The sequence below is a fragment of the Paenirhizobium selenitireducens ATCC BAA-1503 genome, from assembly GCF_000518785.1.
Lineage (GTDB): Bacteria > Pseudomonadota > Alphaproteobacteria > Rhizobiales > Rhizobiaceae > Allorhizobium > Allorhizobium selenitireducens.
The window spans coordinates 485,759-500,225 of record NZ_JAEG01000001.1; the positions used below are offsets into that span (position 1 = coordinate 485,759).

A 14,467-nucleotide genomic window follows, 5' to 3' on the forward strand; every position below is an offset into this window, starting at 1 on the left:
AAGCATAATCCGCAATTGCAATTCCGCGACCTGTCGCTACCGACAGTTTCATTTTATAGCCATTTCGCCATCTTTCAGTCGCCTGGACAACTAAGGGAGACTGGAATGATCCGGATCATCAATGGCGCCAATCGCAACGAATACCCCGAGGAAATCGCCGTCATGCACCGGCTGCGCAAGCGGGTGTTCCACGATCTTCTCAAATGGGACGTGACGGTCAGGGACGACTGGGAAATCGACCACTACGACGAAGCCAACCCCATCTACGTCTTGTCCTATTCGCCGGAGGGCCTGCTGCGGGGCTCGCTGCGGCTGATGCCGACGCTCGGCCCCAACATGCTCGACGATACCTTCCCGATCCTGCTCGGCGGACGGCCGGAGATCCGCAGCGCCGAGATCTGGGAATCGAGCCGCTTCTGCATCGAGCCGGAGATCTCGCAGGACCGCGCCTCGAACCAGGTGACGATTGCCGCAGCCGAACTGATGTGCGGCGTCGGCGAGATTGGCCTTGCCACCGGGCTCAGCCATATCGTCACCGTGACGGACGTCTTTCTCGAGCGCATGTTCCGGCGCATGGGCTGCCCGGGCGAGCGCATCGCCGAGCCGCACAAGATCGGCTCGGTCCATGCCGTCGCCGTCGCATGGGAAGTGACGCCAGACCTGCTCGCACGGATGAAGGCGATCGCCGAAATCGAGGGACCGCTGCTGGTCGAGCCGATTTCGATCGAACAGCCCCGCGCCGCCTGATACCACCAGCGAAAAGCCGAAGCGCCGCAGCCACCGCGGCGCTTCGCGCGTTAACACAGATTTGTGTTCCCGTTTGGCGCTTTGTCCCTCGCAGACTATAGTAAAAATGCCTATAGGCTCCGCAGTAATCCGTACACGGACCGACGCCGACCGGGGATGCGACTTGCACCATCGCAGAAATCGATTGCTACTGACGCTGGCCGTCATGTTCACCTGCCAGCCGCTCGCTGCGCAGGCGTCGGTCGTGTGCGAAAGCCTGCGGCTGCGGCTTGCAGCCCAGCCGGAAGTGATTGCCGACACGAGCGAAATGCGCCGTTATTCCAGCGCCATCGCCCGGCAGAATCTGGAAATCCGCAAGGTCCGCTACGACATGCGACGCCTGCGCTGCGAGGGAGCGATCGTCGAATACCGGGCCGACGGCACGAGCCAGTGCGGCGAGCTTTCCACCGCGCTTACGCGCATGGAAAGCAACAAGCAGATGCTCGCCGGCAAGCGCGACGCGCTGCGTCACGAAGGTGCCGGCGCCAACCCGACCCGGGCGCGTCTTCTGGCGGCGATCGAGGCCAATGGCTGCAACGCCGACCAGCCAGGCCCGACCGATGCCCCGATAGCACTGCCCGGCGCGCTGAGCCGACCGGGCGACACCACGGAGCCGGTAAGCGAAGCAAGCCGGGCGGGCCGTTTCCAGACGTTTACCGGGCACGGCAGCCTCAGAACGCTGTGCGTGCGAACCTGCGACGGTGCATTCTTCCCGATCTCGTCGAACACCTCGCCGCTCAACTTCCGCCGCGACGCGCAGATTTGCGAGCAGATGTGCCCGGAAACCGAAACGGAACTCTACTACCATTCGATCCGCACCGAGGAGAGTGCCGACATGGTCTCGGCGGAGACCGGCCAACCCTACCGGGTGCTGCCGACCGCCTTCGCCTACCTGAACCGTTCGAGCGGCGACAACCCGTCCTGCGGCTGCGACCTCGCCGGCTACTATCGCCGGATGCAGGGTGAGACGGCACAGGGAAATGCCGGCGGCGGCAACAAGGCGGTCGTCGAGATCGGCCGGTCGGCGGCAGCAAGCGGCACGCCGAATGGACTGCCCGCGCGGGCTACCCCGGCAAGGCCGCAGGATCGGGCCTATGACCCGCAGTCCGCGGCTGTGCGCCAGATCGGCCCCACCTTTCTGCCAACCGCGACCAGCGACATCGATCTGCGCAATCCGGCGCTGCCGGGCCCCCAGCCCCTTCAGTAATAGGCTCGTTGCCGACCGCAAGGATCGGTCTCACCCGCCCGCCGAAAACATAAACGGCCGGGCGAGTGCCCGGCCATCTGCTAGTCTTTCTGCATGACCTGTTCGATCAGGCGGCGCGCGCCTTCGCCGGCGCGTATCCGCGACGGCTGCCGCTGATGTCAAACTGCCCCACCTGGGTGAACAGTTCTTCTGCCTCCTGCGCCAGCTTGTGCGCCGAGGCGGTGGACTGCTCGACCATGGCGGCATTCTGCTGGGTCACCTGGTCCATCTGGTTGATCGCACCATTGATTTCGGACAGGCCGGTGGCCTGCTCGTGGGCACCGGTGACGATGGCGCGGATGTCGTTGTTGATCTGGGTGACATTCGCCTGGATCAGGCTGAGGATTTCACCCGACTGATTGACGAGCGAAACGCCGGAGCTTACGGCCTCGCTCGATCGGGCAACCAGTGCGGTGATTTCCTTGGCTGCATTGGCCGAGCGCTGAGCAAGTTCACGCACTTCCTGGGCGACGACGGCAAACCCCTTGCCGGCCTCGCCTGCGCGAGCCGCTTCGACACCGGCGTTCAGGGCCAGCAAGTTGGTCTGGAAGGCGATCTCGTCGATCACCCCGGTGATCTTGCCGATCTGCGACGAGCTTTCCTCGATATTGTCCATCGCGGCGATTGCGTTTCGGACGATCTCATCCGACTGCTGGGCTTGGCGGTTGGCCTCGCCCACCTTGCGGCTGGCGCTGTCGGCGATCGACGCCGAATTGCTGACCGTCGTGGTGATCTGGTTGAGGGCGGCGGCCGTCTGCTCGAGGGCGGCGGCCTGCTGCTCGGTGCGGCGCGCGAGGTCGTCCGAAGCGGAGCGCATCTCGGCGGAGCTGGAACGGATCTCATGCGAGATGCCGGCAATATCGGACATAGCGGTCTGCAGTCTGGCGGCCGACTGGTTGAAGTTCAGGCGCAGGCGATCATATTCGCCGTGGAAGGTCGTGTTGATGCGGGATGCCAGATCCCCCTGAGCCAGGCGGTCGAGGGCTTCTGCCAGGGCATCGACGGTCGTCTTGGTGCGGTTGAGTTCGACGATGCGCTCGGCATCGTTCATCGACTGGATCTCGGCGAGACGCTCGCGATTGCGCTGCTCCTCGACCTCGGCTTCGCGGCGGGCGATGAGGTTCTCGCGGAAGTTCTTGAAGGAACGGGCAAGATCGCCGATCTCGTCGGCGCGATCGATACCGGCAAGCTCGACGTCGACATGGCCTTCGGCCAGCTTGTTCATCGCCGCCGTCGCGCGGTTCAGCGGATTCAGCAGGCGCCGCATGACGAATGCCGCAAGACCGGCGCCGCAGGCCAGCACGAAGACGCCGAGCGCCGCAAGGATAAACGCCATGTCATGCGACTGCTGGCGGGCCGTGCTGATATCGGCCTCGGCCTTGGCTCCCTCGCGATCGACGACAGCCGTGACGATGGCGCTCGTCGCCTCGATCTCCTTTTGCAGCGCATCCGAGAACCCGTCGAAATTGCCCATCAATTTATTGCCTTCCGTCGCACCGCCGGCGATGAAGGCATTGGCCATCTCGATCCCGGCCTTGTGGAATTCGGCATAGCGCTCGGACAACAGCTTCATTGCCGGGACAAGATCGGGGGCGTTAAGTTTCTGGGCCAGAGCGTCGATCCGAGTGACGAGTTCGGCGAGGCGCGCGGCCTCCTGCTCGGCCAGCAGGAATCCGTCGTCGAGGCCGTCCTTCGCCTGCGTCGCCGAAATGTCGGTCAAGGATTCCTGGGTGCTGACGATCGCCAGCTCCACTTCCTTCTGGCTGGCGATCAGTTCGCGCAACAGGACGTCTGCCTTGCGCTCTTCCTCGTAGAGACTGATGACGGCCTCAAGCTGCCGCTGCCCTGCGATATCGGAAACGGCGATCACCGAGACACTGACGAGAACGAGTCCGCCGATGGCAGCGGAAACGGCCCTGCCGAGGCGAATTTTGAGAAGATTCATGGTGGCCCCAATTGACGATGAAATGTTGAAAGAGCCTCGCCGAGCCATTCGGCGCGCAACATCTGCATCATGCGGTTGGTGGAGCAAACTCCCAGGCAGAGCAAGTTTTAGCCAATGATGTTTAATGAATATTAAACATAGCGGTCGAGTGCAGGACTGCTGCAAGATACAACCAAAAGCTTACATCGCATCGAGCTGCCGGACATTTCCCCAAACTTCGTCGAAGACAAGCTCCTCGATCGGCAGCCTTTGCCGCCAGCCTTTCAACGCCAGTTCGGGCTGGTCGTAGAGCCGGTCAACATAGCCGACGCAGAACCAGCCGATCACTTCCACATGGGCCGGAATGCCGAGCACGGCGCGCACATCGTCCTGATGGAAGATGCTGACCCAGCCTACGCCTACACCCTCGGCGCGCGCGGCAAGCCAGAGGTTCTGCACGGCACAGACGGTCGAATAGCTGTCCATGCGGGGATTGTGGGTCCGCCCCAGCACCACGGGCCCGCCGCGGGTCGGATCGCAGGTAACGCAGATGCCGAGCGGCGCCTTGCGGATGCCTTCGAGCTTCAGCCGCATATAGGTCTCGCGCTGCTCGCCGCCGAACAGGGCCGCGGCTTCCTCGTTCGCCTTGGAAAAGGCCCGCCACACCGCCTCGCGTCGCTCCGTGTCCCGCACAAGAAGAAAATTCCACGGCTGCATGAAGCCTACCGAGGGCGCGCTGTGGGCGGCGTCCAGCAGGCGGGCGATCAGGTCTTCGGGTAATGGATCGGGCAGGAACTGGTCCCGCACGTCGCGGCGGGTCCGGATCGCTCGGTAGACGGCCTCGCGCTCTTCCACAGAAAAGGCGCCAGCCCGGACGAGATGGTCGTTCGGTTCGTCGTGCATCGTTTTATCCCCAACAATGCGTCCGACCGCCTGCCGTCCTCGCAGGCTAAGCCTATCTTGCCAGGCCGGTCTTCTGACTGGGCTTCATCTGCACCGCGCCGACCTTCCCGGCCCCAAAAGGGCCAGTGGCTCGAACCGTCTGCGGTTCGTTGGCGCGAGGCATCCACCTCACAGCGTTGGGCACGTGCCGGAATTCCACCGGCTTCCCGATTCTCCCGCCCCGGAAGGGCGGGCACCTGACGGAAGAATGTCTACAGCATCATGGCCCGAAGGCAAGACGGCTTGCCCGTGTCTGCCTAACCGGCCGCCGGGGAATAGCGGACATAGGCGAATTCGTCGCCATCCGGAGACCAGCACGGAACGTTGATCGTGCCCTGTCCGCCGAACAGTTCGAACAATGTCTCCGGATTGCTCCCGTCCGGATCTACGAGCCGCAGCCGCACGTCGAGATCGCGCGGATGGTCGAAGACGTCCGGGTCGTAGGACAAGAGCAGGACCTTGTCGCCCTTCGGCGACGGATGCGGAAACCAGTCGCCGAATGCGCTGTCAGTGATCCGCTCCGCCGCACCGCCTTCGAACGGCACGCGCCAGATCTGCATCCGCCCCGAGCGGCTGGAATTGAAATAGATCCATCGGCCATCCGGCGAATAGTCGGGACCGTCATTGCGGCCCTCGCCGAAGGTCAGCCGGCTCTCGTCTCCGCCTTCAATGGATATCGTATAAATGTCGAACAGGTCGTTGCGAATACCGCAATAGGAAAGCGTGCGGCCGTCCGGCGACCAGCCGTGCCAGTAGGACGGCAGATTGCGCGTGACCTGGCGCGGCGTGCCGCCCTCAGAAGGCAGGATGTAGATGCACGACTTGCCGTGCTCCACCTTGTCCGACACGACGATATATCTTCCGTCCGGCGAGATCCCATGGTCGTTGTTGCAGGCCGTGGCAAAACCGGTATCGATCTGCACCGGCGCGGCACTGCCGTCCGCCGGCAGCCGGTAGAGCAATCCGTCGCCATTGATGACGAGGGAGGCGCCGTCCGGGCTCCAGTTCGGCGCCTCGACCAGCCGGTCCGTCTGCCACACGACGCGCCGGGCGCGGCTGCGGATATTGAAGATCTCGACGGAACTCCGCATCGCGCGCTCCCTTTGGGCCTCGGGAATCGCCTCTGTCAGCGATCCCGGAAACGGTTGGTGATCGGATAACGCCGGTCGCGACCAAAATTCTTGCGGGTGATCTTCACGCCCGGTGCCGACTGGCGGCGCTTGTATTCGGCGAGATAGAGCAGATGCTCGACGCGGTGCACGGTGGCGATCTCATGGCCGCGCGCGACGATCTCGTCGACGGACATTTCCTTCTCCACCAGGCATTCGAGGATGTCGTCCAGCACCGGATAGGGCGGCAGCGAATCCTGGTCCGTCTGGTTGGGCCGCAACTCCGCCGACGGCGCCTTGGAGAGGATGTTGGCCGGGATGACCTCGCCCGAGGGCCCGAGCGCGCCCGGCGGCACATGCTTGTTGCGCCACGCGGCCAGCGCATAGACCTGCATCTTGTAGAGGTCCTTGATCGGATTGAAGCCGCCGTTCATGTCGCCGTAAAGCGTCGCATAGCCGACCGACATTTCCGACTTGTTGCCGGTCGTCACCACCATCGAGCCGAACTTGTTGGAGATCGCCATCAGGATCGTGCCGCGGGCACGGCTCTGCAAGTTCTCCTCGGTGATGCCGCTCTCGGTTCCCTCGAACATGTCGGAGAGCGCGGAGAGGAATCCGTCCACCGGCTCGCCGATCGGCACGGTGTCGTAGTGACAACCGAGCGCCTTGGCGCAGGCGGCAGCGTCAGTGAGCGATTCCTTGGAGGTATAGCGATAGGGCAGCATGATCGCCCGCACGCGCTCCTCGCCCAGCGCATCGACGGCGATCGCCGCGCAGATGGCCGAGTCGATACCGCCCGACAGGCCCAGCACGACGCTCTTGAAGCCGTTCTTGTTCACATAGTCGCGGAAACCCAGCACGCAGGCGCGATAATCGGCCTCTTCCTTTTCCGGAATGCGCGACATCGGCCCCTCGCCGCAGCGCCAGCCGTCGGCCGCACGCTTCCAGGTGCTTACCGACAGGGTGGATTCGAACTGGCTCATCTGAAAAGCCAGCGTCTTGTCGGCATTGAAAGCGAAGCTCGCGCCGTCGAACACGAGTTCATCCTGTCCGCCGACCTGGTTGGCAAAGACAAGCGGCAACCCGCTTTCGATGACCTGGCGCAACGCCACCTGATGGCGGATGTCGAGCTTGTCGCGATGATAGGGCGACCCGTTTGGCACCAGGAGGATCTCGGCGCCGCTTTCGGCCAGCGTCTCGCAGACGCCTAGGTCGTTCCAGATCTCCTCGCAAATCGGTATCCCCAGGCGCACCCCCCGGAAATTGTAGGGGCCGGAAATCGTGCCCTCGACGAATACGCGCTTCTCGTCGAACTCGCCGTAGTTCGGCAGATCGACCTTGTCGCGGATCGCGGTGATTTTGCCTGCGTCCAAAAGAGCGACGGAGTTGTGCCGACCTTTTTCGCCCTGGCGCGGGAAGCCTATCACGACGCCCGGCCCACCATCCGCGGTATCGGCGGCAAGCTGTTCAACCGCCGTGCGGCACGCCTTCAGGAACGCCGATTTCAGCACCAGATCCTCCGGCGGATAGCCGGAAATGAAAAGCTCGGTGAGGAGCAGCAGATCGGCCCCCTGGGACGCGGCTTCGGACCGCGCCTCCCGGGCCTTGGCGAGATTGCCGGCGACGTCGCCGACAGTCGGATCGAGCTGCGCAATGGCAATGCGGAGGGTGTCGGATCGGGTCTGAATATCGCTCATGACCCTCGTTTAGCGCGGGACGCTCGCCTTCGCAATGTCGCCGAGCGAAAGGGGCGTGCCGCGCTGCAACAGACGGTGTTGAAAATCGCGGGAACAAACCGCCGCGCCGCATGGTTCATCTAGCGTTCATGACGACTATGTGACAGCTATGCGACAGTTTTGTTAAACTTCTTGACGATTGCTGGAGAGCGCGTTGGCTGAGATTATCTCCGAGCCCGGAATGTCCATTGCGAGTGCAAGTATCGCCCGCCAGGGCGAGAAAGCTGCGCGTTCGCAGCGCGCCGTGGCGCTGCGTCCGGCGATAAGGCTCGTCAACTCGCTGGTACTGGCGCTCCTAACGATCATCGTGACCGAATGGCTGGCGCGTGGCACGCTGATCGACGTCTCCGACTACCTTCTCTCTCCGGCCCGTCCCGGCATGGTGGCCGTGCTGGCGCTCTTCCTGCTCTTCATTGCCGCCGACGCGCTGTTCGGCAGGGCCTACCAGTCCGCGCTGATCCTCGTGCCGCTGGCGATCCTGCCGGCCTTCCTGTCGATGCAGAAGCAGCAGTACCTCTCCGATCCGCTCTATCCGAGCGACATGCTGTTCGGCCGCCAGATCGGCGAGCTCGTGCCGGTGATGTTCGCCGCCCGGCCGTTCGCCTCGATCGGCCTGGTCCTCGGTACACTCGCAGCGCTTGGCCTGCTCGGCTATCTGCTGGTGCTCGGACGCCGCCACTTTCCGCAGCTTTCGGCGTCGTCGAAGCTCTTCCGCCTCATCGTGTCCCTGCCCCTGATCGGCGGCTTCCTGTCGCTGATGGACCCCAACTCGTTCTCCTATGTCCGCGACCGGCTGAACATCGTGCCGATGATGTGGGACCAGCAGGAAAACTATCGCCACAACGGCTTCCTGCTCGCCTTCGCCTTCAACGTGCCGATGGCCAATGTCCAGGCGCCGCAGGGCTATGGCGCCGACGTGATCACCGACATCGCGCCGGAGCGGCTACCCGCGACCTTCTTCGGCGGCCGCAATGCCGACGTGATCATGGTGATGAGCGAGTCGCTGTGGGATCCGACGCGCCTCAACAACGCCGCGTTGTCGCCCGATCCGATGCCGACAATCCGCGCCAATTCCTCCGGCAACCTGTTCTCGCCGGAATTCGGCGGCATGACCGCCAATGTCGAATTCGAGGCACTGACCGGCTTCTCCAATGCCTTCCTGCCTTATGGCAGTATTCCCTATCAGCAGTATGTGCGCCGACCCCTGCCCTCGCTCGCCACTTTCTTCGCTTCGAAGGGCTACACGACACGCGCCTTCCATCCGTTCCAGAGCTGGTTCTGGAACCGGGCCAATGTCTACCAGTCGCTCGGCTTCCAATCCTTCATGTCGGAAGAGAACATGCCGGTGATGGACAAGCGTGGCCTGTTCACCTCGGACGACGCGCTGACCAAGGAAATCATCCGCTCGGCCGACCAGACCAAGGAACCGTTCTTCTTCTTCGCCGTCACGCTCCAGGGCCATGGTCCCTACGAGAAGAACCGCTATGCGAAGAACACGATCGACGTGCAGTCCGCGTCGCTTGCACCGGAAAACCGTGACAGCCTGGCGACCTACGCCCAGGGCGTGCGCGAAGCCGACAGCAGCCTCAAGGCCCTGATGGACTGGGCGAAGAAGCGCCGCCGCGAGACGATTATCGTGCTGTTCGGCGACCATCTGCCGCCGCTCGGCAATGTCTATACCGAAACCGGCTACATGCCGGACGTGGTCGCCACCCGCAAGGCTTCGGTCGGCGTGATGAAGCGCGAGCACGAGACGCCGCTTGTGGTCTGGTCGTCGAAGCGCGGCGTGCAGAAGGATCTCGGCTCGGTCAGCCCGTCGCAGCTGCCCTATTACGTGGTTCGCCTCGCCGGCTACCGGCACGCCTTCTACACCGGCGTCCTCGGCCGGCTGCACGAACGTTATGCCGTCGTGGACCGCCACCAGCTGATCGAGCGCAATGACCGTCCCCGCCCCGACTGGGCGACCTCCGGTGCGCCGATCGATCCGCTGATCCGCGACTACCGCTACCTGCAGCACGACCAGATGTTCGGCGAGGGTTTTGGCACGGAGCGCTTCTTCCCCGAGCAGGCGGAGCGGCTCGACGCCCCGGCCAGTTGACCGGTCCGGACGGTTTCGTCAAACCGATGACGGATTTCGCGCGCGACGGAACTCCGTTCCCCATCTTGCGTCGATGACGTAAACCGGCCATTGACACAAAACGGATATGAAAATTGTCTAGCCAGCACTTAGGCTTTCGTGCCGCGCCGTCCTCCCGCTCGCCGGAGAGCCGGCCGGAATGCAGGCCCACCCGATGATGTTCAAGACCTTTAGCAAAGCGTAAACAAGCCATGCGGCCACTGACCCGCACCGAGATTGCCGCCAACCCTCTGTTTCCGACGATCGAGAAACAGATCGCCGAACACCTGATCGGCATACACGTGCGCACGCCCCGCCTGTCGCGGCTGAAGGCATCGCATCGCAAGTGGCTGATGACCCATTCGCTGTTCGCCCTGTCCCTCCAGCGTCGGGACGACGACCCCTTGTCGGGGCTGACGGCGACCCGCTTTGTCGAGATCGTCATGAAGCTTGGCGCAGCGAGCCGCAACACCGCGACCGCCTTCCTCGCCGAACTGGTCGCCTACAAGTTCCTGCGCGACATTCCCGATGTACCCGACCGTCGCGTGCGCGTTCTGGAAACGACCGAAACCGCCTATGATGCCATGGAGGCCTGGTTCATGGGGCACATGGCCTGCCTCGACCGCCTGGATGGCGGCACGCGCGAGCAGACCGCCACCGCCGATCCGCGCATCTTCCGCATCGCCCAGCCCTTTGCCGCCGCCCATCTGGTCGAGGATCCGGCCTGGCGCGATCCGCCCGACAGCATCGGCCATTTCCTCTGGTCGGATCTCGGCGGCATGGTTCTCCACCATCTCATTGCCCGCATTCCCGGCACCTCGGCCGATGCGGAACGCATCGACGTCGGCCCGCTGTCGCTGCCGGAACTCAGCGAGGTCTACATGATCTCCGCCACCAACCTGAAGCGCATGTTCAAGAAAGCCGAGATCGATGGCCTGCTGGGCTGGCAACTGCCACGCCGGCGCGGATCGCTGTGGCTGTCGCGTCATTTCGTCAACGACTACTTCGCATGGCAGTCGGCGAAGTTCGCAGCACTCGAACAGGCTTTCCACCATGCGACCGGCGAACTCGGCATCACCCTGCCGGTGCTGCCGTCGCTCCAACCCCTGCCGGTTCGTCAGGCAGGCCTGCCGGCCTGAAAGGCCGGCAGTTTGTCATCGATCTCGTAGAACGCGCCCTTGTCGGCACAATAGATGTGATAGCCGCCGGCAAGCCCGCTCGGCTGGTCGAAGGCCCCGGCCATGACCGAGATACGGTCGCTGCCGTCGCGCAGCCAGAAAAGCGCCGAACCGCAGCGCGTGCAGAAGCCCCTTTGCGCCCCGTCGCTCGACCGGTACCATCCGATCATGTCCTCGCCGGCCAGATCCATGCGGTCGCGCGATACGTCGGTCGCCGCATAGAAGAGGCCCGTCTGGCGCCGGCATTGCGAACAATGGCAGAAGACGACTTCGCGCAGGGGTCCCCTTGTCCGGAAGCGGACGGCGCCGCACAGGCAGGCCCCGGTTCTCTGCTCGTCCATTCAGCGCCCCCCAATTGGCAAAAAGAAACCGGGCCAGCTTGGGGAAGCCGGCCCGGTTGGTCAAATGCGCTTATCTGAAGCTAAGCTTCAGCCGTTTGCGACCATCATCCGCTTTTCATCGCGGCCGCCCTTCATCCGCTCGGCGAGCAGGAAGGCCAGTTCGAGCGCCTGGTCGGCATTGAGACGCGGGTCGCAATGGGTGTGGTAGCGATCCTGCAGGGCTTCTGCCGTGACCGCACGGGCACCACCGGTGCATTCCGTCACATCCTTGCCGGTCATCTCGATGTGGATGCCGCCCGGATGCGTGCCTTCCGCGCGATGGATCTGGAAGAAGCTCTCGACTTCCGACAAGATCCGCTCGAACGGCCGGGTCTTGTAGTTGTTGAGGGTGATCGTGTTGCCGTGCATCGGATCGCACGACCAGACCACCTTGCGGCCCTCGCGTTCGACCGCACGGATCAGCTTCGGCAGGTGATCGGCGACCTTGTCGTGACCGAAACGGCAGATCAGCGTCAGACGGCCGGCTTCATTGGCCGGATTGAGCGCGTCGATCAGCTCGATCAGGTTGTCGGCCGTCAGCGACGGGCCGCATTTGAGGCCGATCGGGTTCTTGATGCCGCGGAAATATTCAACATGTGCGTGGTCGAGCTGGCGGGTGCGGTCGCCGATCCAGATCATATGGCCGGAGGTCGCGTACCAGTCGCCGGAGGTCGAGTCGACGCGGGTCATCGCCTCTTCATAGCCAAGCAGCAAGGCTTCGTGGCTGGTGAAGAAATCGGTTTCGCGTAAGGCCGGCTGGTTGTCGGAATTGATGCCGATCGCCTTCATGAAATCCATGGTCTCGGAAATCCGGTCGGCAAGCTTGCGGTAACGCTCGCCCTGCGGGCTGTCCTTGACGAAGCCGAGCATCCACTGATGGACGTTGTCGAGGTTGGCATAGCCGCCCATGGCAAAGGCGCGCAACAGGTTGAGCGTCGCTGCCGACTGGCGGTAGGCCATCAGCTGGCGTTCCGGATTGGGAATGCGCGCCTCTTCGGTGAACTCGATGCCATTGACTATATCGCCGCGATAGCTCGGCAACTCAACCCCGTCGATCGTTTCGAAATCCGACGAGCGCGGCTTGGCGAACTGGCCGGCGATGCGGCCGACCTTGACGACCGGCAGCTGAGCGCCAAAGGTCAGCACGACAGCCATCTGCAGGAAGGCGCGGAAAAAGTCACGGATCGTGTCGGCACCATGCTCTGCGAAGCTCTCGGCGCAATCGCCGCCCTGCAGCAGGAAGGCGTTGCCTTCAGCCACATTGGCGAGATGCTTTTTCAACCGGCGCGCCTCACCCGCGAAAACCAGCGGCGGAAAGGTTGCAAGCTGCGCTTCGGTCGCGCGCAGCGCCGCCATGTCCGGATAGGCCGGAACCTGCTTGATCGGCTTGCTGCGCCAGCTGCTTGGGGTCCAATTCTGTGCCATGATCGTCACCTGCTGTTCGAAATAGAACGGCCTCCTCCCGGCCGCTTTGGATCGGGGGCTTATAGACCCTAATATTTGCCTTGCAAAGCCGAACTTGAAGGGCCACCGGCAACGATTCTGCCGGGGCGTCGAAAAAGACACCCACCTTTCGCCATCAGACGATGACTGCCGACCTCGCGTGCCGGAAATCCCCGCACTTGCATTTACATGGACGTAAACGTAAGTTTTTCGCTTGTTGGGCGTGGGAGATGGAGGAGATCAGCCATGCAGCACCGGACCGCCGTCGCGCGCGAAGAGATCACATTTGCCGCAAAGGACCGCTTTCCCCTCGCCGGAACCCTGTTCCAGGGGGACGGCGATGGCCCCCTCGCCCTCATTTCGTCCGCCGCCGCCGTGCCGCGCGGCATCTACGCCCGCTTTGCCGAACACCTTGTCGCCGAACGCGGCTTTCGCGCCGCGCTGACCTATGACTACCGCGGCGTCGCCGGCTCCCGCATCCCCCGCGACTGGAAGACCCGGCCAAGCATGGCCGACTGGGCGGAGAAGGATATGGCGGCGGCCATCGACCGCCTGGAGAGCGTCGCGCCGGGCCATGCCATGGTCGGCATCGGCCAGTCCTTCGGCGGCCAGGGCCTCGGCCTCTGCGGCCGTGCCAACCGCTTCGACCGCTATCTGATGGTCGCGGTGATGTCGGGTCACTGGGCCTACACCGCCGAGCCCTACAAGGTCTTTGCCTCGATGAACCTGGTCGGCGTGCCGCTCGCCTTGCTGACCGGCCGCGTCCCGGGCTGGATCGGGCTGGGGCAAACGCTGCCCGGCACCGTCTTCCGCCAATGGGCCCGCTGGGGCCGTTCGCCGGACTATTTCTTCGCCGACCGAAAGATGGATGCAGCGCGCCGCTTTGCCGAAGTCCGCACCCCGATCCTGTCGATCGGCGTCGAGGACGACGTGTGGGGCACGCCGAAGGCCCAGGAGGCCATCCTCAAGGCCTATGTGAATGCCCCCGTCGAGCGCATGCGCGTATCGCCGGCGGTGACCGGACAGCCGATCGGCCATCTCGGCTTCTTCCGTCCGGCCTTTCGCGACAGCCTGTGGAAACCGGCGGTCGACTGGCTGAGCGATAGCCCATCGTCGTCATCGGCAATCGCCTCCTGAGCCAGGCGGCGCGAATTTCAAACGATTAAAGCGACAGAATCTCCACTTCCGACCACTTGGTGATGGAGGCTGGCGTCCGTCGAAAAATTATCATACTCTAATCTTCGGATGCGAGCGGAGGGGCTCGCGTCCGGAGGGTTTACATCAAGCTTCGCGCCAGTCTCGACCGCTATAGCGGATGAGGCAGGGATCTTCTGCCTTTCGGGGAACGGCGTGGGCTGCTCCCGCGTATCAGTAACGATCATGAGGATCAGTGCTATGGCGTATGATTGGAGTGGTGTTCGTACCAGGCGTATCCGGCGGTTGAAATTCGCAATCGCGTCCTGTCTCGGGCTGATGGTGCTGGCGGCACCGGTTCTGGCCTTCACCTGAAAAGAACTTTGCTCACAACGGAACCCGCGCTGCGTTCCGGCGTTTGAGCATGGTCGGACAGGCGCCAAGGCGCATGTCCGAGGTTCCTTCCGTATCAA

Annotated in this window: 11 protein-coding genes and 1 riboswitch; of the genes, 5 read left to right on the plus strand and 6 right to left on the minus strand. The window is 63.5% G+C overall.

Annotation, left to right across the window (positions count from 1 at the left end):
• Positions 1-105 precede the first annotated feature (105 nt).
• The gene (locus L867_RS0102375) at positions 106-747 is read left to right on the plus strand and encodes an acyl-homoserine-lactone synthase (protein WP_028735398.1); all 642 of its coding nucleotides are present in this window, start codon (positions 106-108) and stop codon (positions 745-747) included.
• 184 nt (positions 748-931) lie between these two features.
• The gene (locus tag L867_RS0102380) at positions 932-1,993 is read left to right on the plus strand and encodes a DUF2865 domain-containing protein (protein ID WP_051438767.1); all 1,062 of its coding nucleotides are present in this window, start codon (positions 932-934) and stop codon (positions 1,991-1,993) included.
• Positions 1,994-2,099: 106 nt separating this feature from the next.
• Here the strand turns inward: L867_RS0102380 and L867_RS24365 are convergent, their stop codons facing one another.
• The 4 genes from L867_RS24365 to L867_RS0102400 all read right to left on the minus strand — a co-directional run bounded on the left by L867_RS24365 (position 2,100) and on the right by L867_RS0102400 (position 7,704).
• Positions 2,100-3,977 carry a methyl-accepting chemotaxis protein gene (locus L867_RS24365; RefSeq protein WP_037172477.1) on the minus strand — a complete coding sequence of 626 codons (1,878 nt, stop codon included), beginning with the start codon at positions 3,975-3,977 and terminating at the stop codon, positions 2,100-2,102.
• A gap of 180 nt (positions 3,978-4,157) precedes the next feature.
• Positions 4,158-4,859: a 5,6-dimethylbenzimidazole synthase gene (gene bluB, locus L867_RS0102390; protein ID WP_028735400.1), complete on the minus strand. Its 702-nt coding sequence runs from the start codon at positions 4,857-4,859 to the stop codon at positions 4,158-4,160.
• Positions 4,860-4,905: 46 nt separating this feature from the next.
• A riboswitch (cobalamin riboswitch) is annotated at positions 4,906-5,114 on the minus strand.
• 41 nt (positions 5,115-5,155) lie between these two features.
• Entirely contained in the window at positions 5,156-5,989 is an 834-nt protein-coding gene (locus L867_RS0102395; protein WP_028735401.1) for a TolB family protein, read from the minus strand.
• A gap of 35 nt (positions 5,990-6,024) precedes the next feature.
• The gene (locus tag L867_RS0102400) at positions 6,025-7,704 is read right to left on the minus strand and encodes an NAD+ synthase (RefSeq protein ID WP_028735402.1); all 1,680 of its coding nucleotides are present in this window, start codon (positions 7,702-7,704) and stop codon (positions 6,025-6,027) included.
• Positions 7,705-7,924: 220 nt separating this feature from the next.
• Between L867_RS0102400 and L867_RS0102405 the strand changes: the two genes are divergently transcribed.
• Together L867_RS0102405 and L867_RS24370 are read left to right on the plus strand one after the other, a co-directional pair.
• Complete coding sequence (locus L867_RS0102405) at positions 7,925-9,841, plus strand: LTA synthase family protein (RefSeq protein WP_037172336.1); 1,917 nt, start codon at positions 7,925-7,927, stop codon at positions 9,839-9,841.
• 230 nt (positions 9,842-10,071) lie between these two features.
• Positions 10,072-10,998: a hypothetical protein gene (locus L867_RS24370; protein ID WP_232363859.1), complete on the plus strand. Its 927-nt coding sequence runs from the start codon at positions 10,072-10,074 to the stop codon at positions 10,996-10,998.
• Here the strand turns inward: L867_RS24370 and L867_RS0102415 are convergent.
• Both L867_RS0102415 and L867_RS0102420 read right to left on the minus strand, forming a co-directional pair.
• On the minus strand, positions 10,977-11,378 hold the full coding sequence (locus L867_RS0102415) for a GFA family protein (protein ID WP_028735404.1): 402 nt from the start codon (positions 11,376-11,378) through the stop codon (positions 10,977-10,979). The two genes, L867_RS24370 and L867_RS0102415, sit on opposite strands and share 22 nt — an antisense overlap.
• Before the next feature lie 87 nt (positions 11,379-11,465).
• Entirely contained in the window at positions 11,466-12,842 is a 1,377-nt protein-coding gene (locus L867_RS0102420; protein ID WP_028735405.1) for a class II 3-deoxy-7-phosphoheptulonate synthase, read from the minus strand.
• A 264-nt stretch (positions 12,843-13,106) separates the two neighbouring features.
• On the opposite strand from L867_RS0102420, the gene L867_RS24375 reads away from it, so the two are divergent.
• Positions 13,107-13,997, plus strand: coding sequence for an alpha/beta hydrolase family protein (locus L867_RS24375; RefSeq protein ID WP_037172340.1), 891 nt, complete (start codon positions 13,107-13,109; stop codon positions 13,995-13,997).
• Positions 13,998-14,467: the final 470 nt, after the last annotated feature.

What these genes read in the sequence shown, in the direction of transcription:
- L867_RS24375 (WP_037172340.1), top strand. Translation starts at nt 13,107, where the DNA reads ATGCAGCACCGGACCGCCGTCGCGCGCGAAGAGATCACATTTGCCGCA.
- L867_RS24370 (WP_232363859.1), top strand. Translation starts at nt 10,072, where the DNA reads ATGCGGCCACTGACCCGCACCGAGATTGCCGCCAACCCTCTGTTTCCG.
- bluB (WP_028735400.1), bottom strand. Translation starts at nt 4,859, where the DNA reads ATGCACGACGAACCGAACGACCATCTCGTCCGGGCTGGCGCCTTTTCT.
- L867_RS24365 (WP_037172477.1), bottom strand. Translation starts at nt 3,977, where the DNA reads ATGAATCTTCTCAAAATTCGCCTCGGCAGGGCCGTTTCCGCTGCCATC.
- L867_RS0102395 (WP_028735401.1), bottom strand. Translation starts at nt 5,989, where the DNA reads ATGCGGAGTTCCGTCGAGATCTTCAATATCCGCAGCCGCGCCCGGCGC.
- L867_RS0102375 (WP_028735398.1), top strand. Translation starts at nt 106, where the DNA reads ATGATCCGGATCATCAATGGCGCCAATCGCAACGAATACCCCGAGGAA.
- L867_RS0102415 (WP_028735404.1), bottom strand. Translation starts at nt 11,378, where the DNA reads ATGGACGAGCAGAGAACCGGGGCCTGCCTGTGCGGCGCCGTCCGCTTC.
- L867_RS0102405 (WP_037172336.1), top strand. Translation starts at nt 7,925, where the DNA reads ATGTCCATTGCGAGTGCAAGTATCGCCCGCCAGGGCGAGAAAGCTGCG.
- L867_RS0102420 (WP_028735405.1), bottom strand. Translation starts at nt 12,842, where the DNA reads ATGGCACAGAATTGGACCCCAAGCAGCTGGCGCAGCAAGCCGATCAAG.
- L867_RS0102400 (WP_028735402.1), bottom strand. Translation starts at nt 7,704, where the DNA reads ATGAGCGATATTCAGACCCGATCCGACACCCTCCGCATTGCCATTGCG.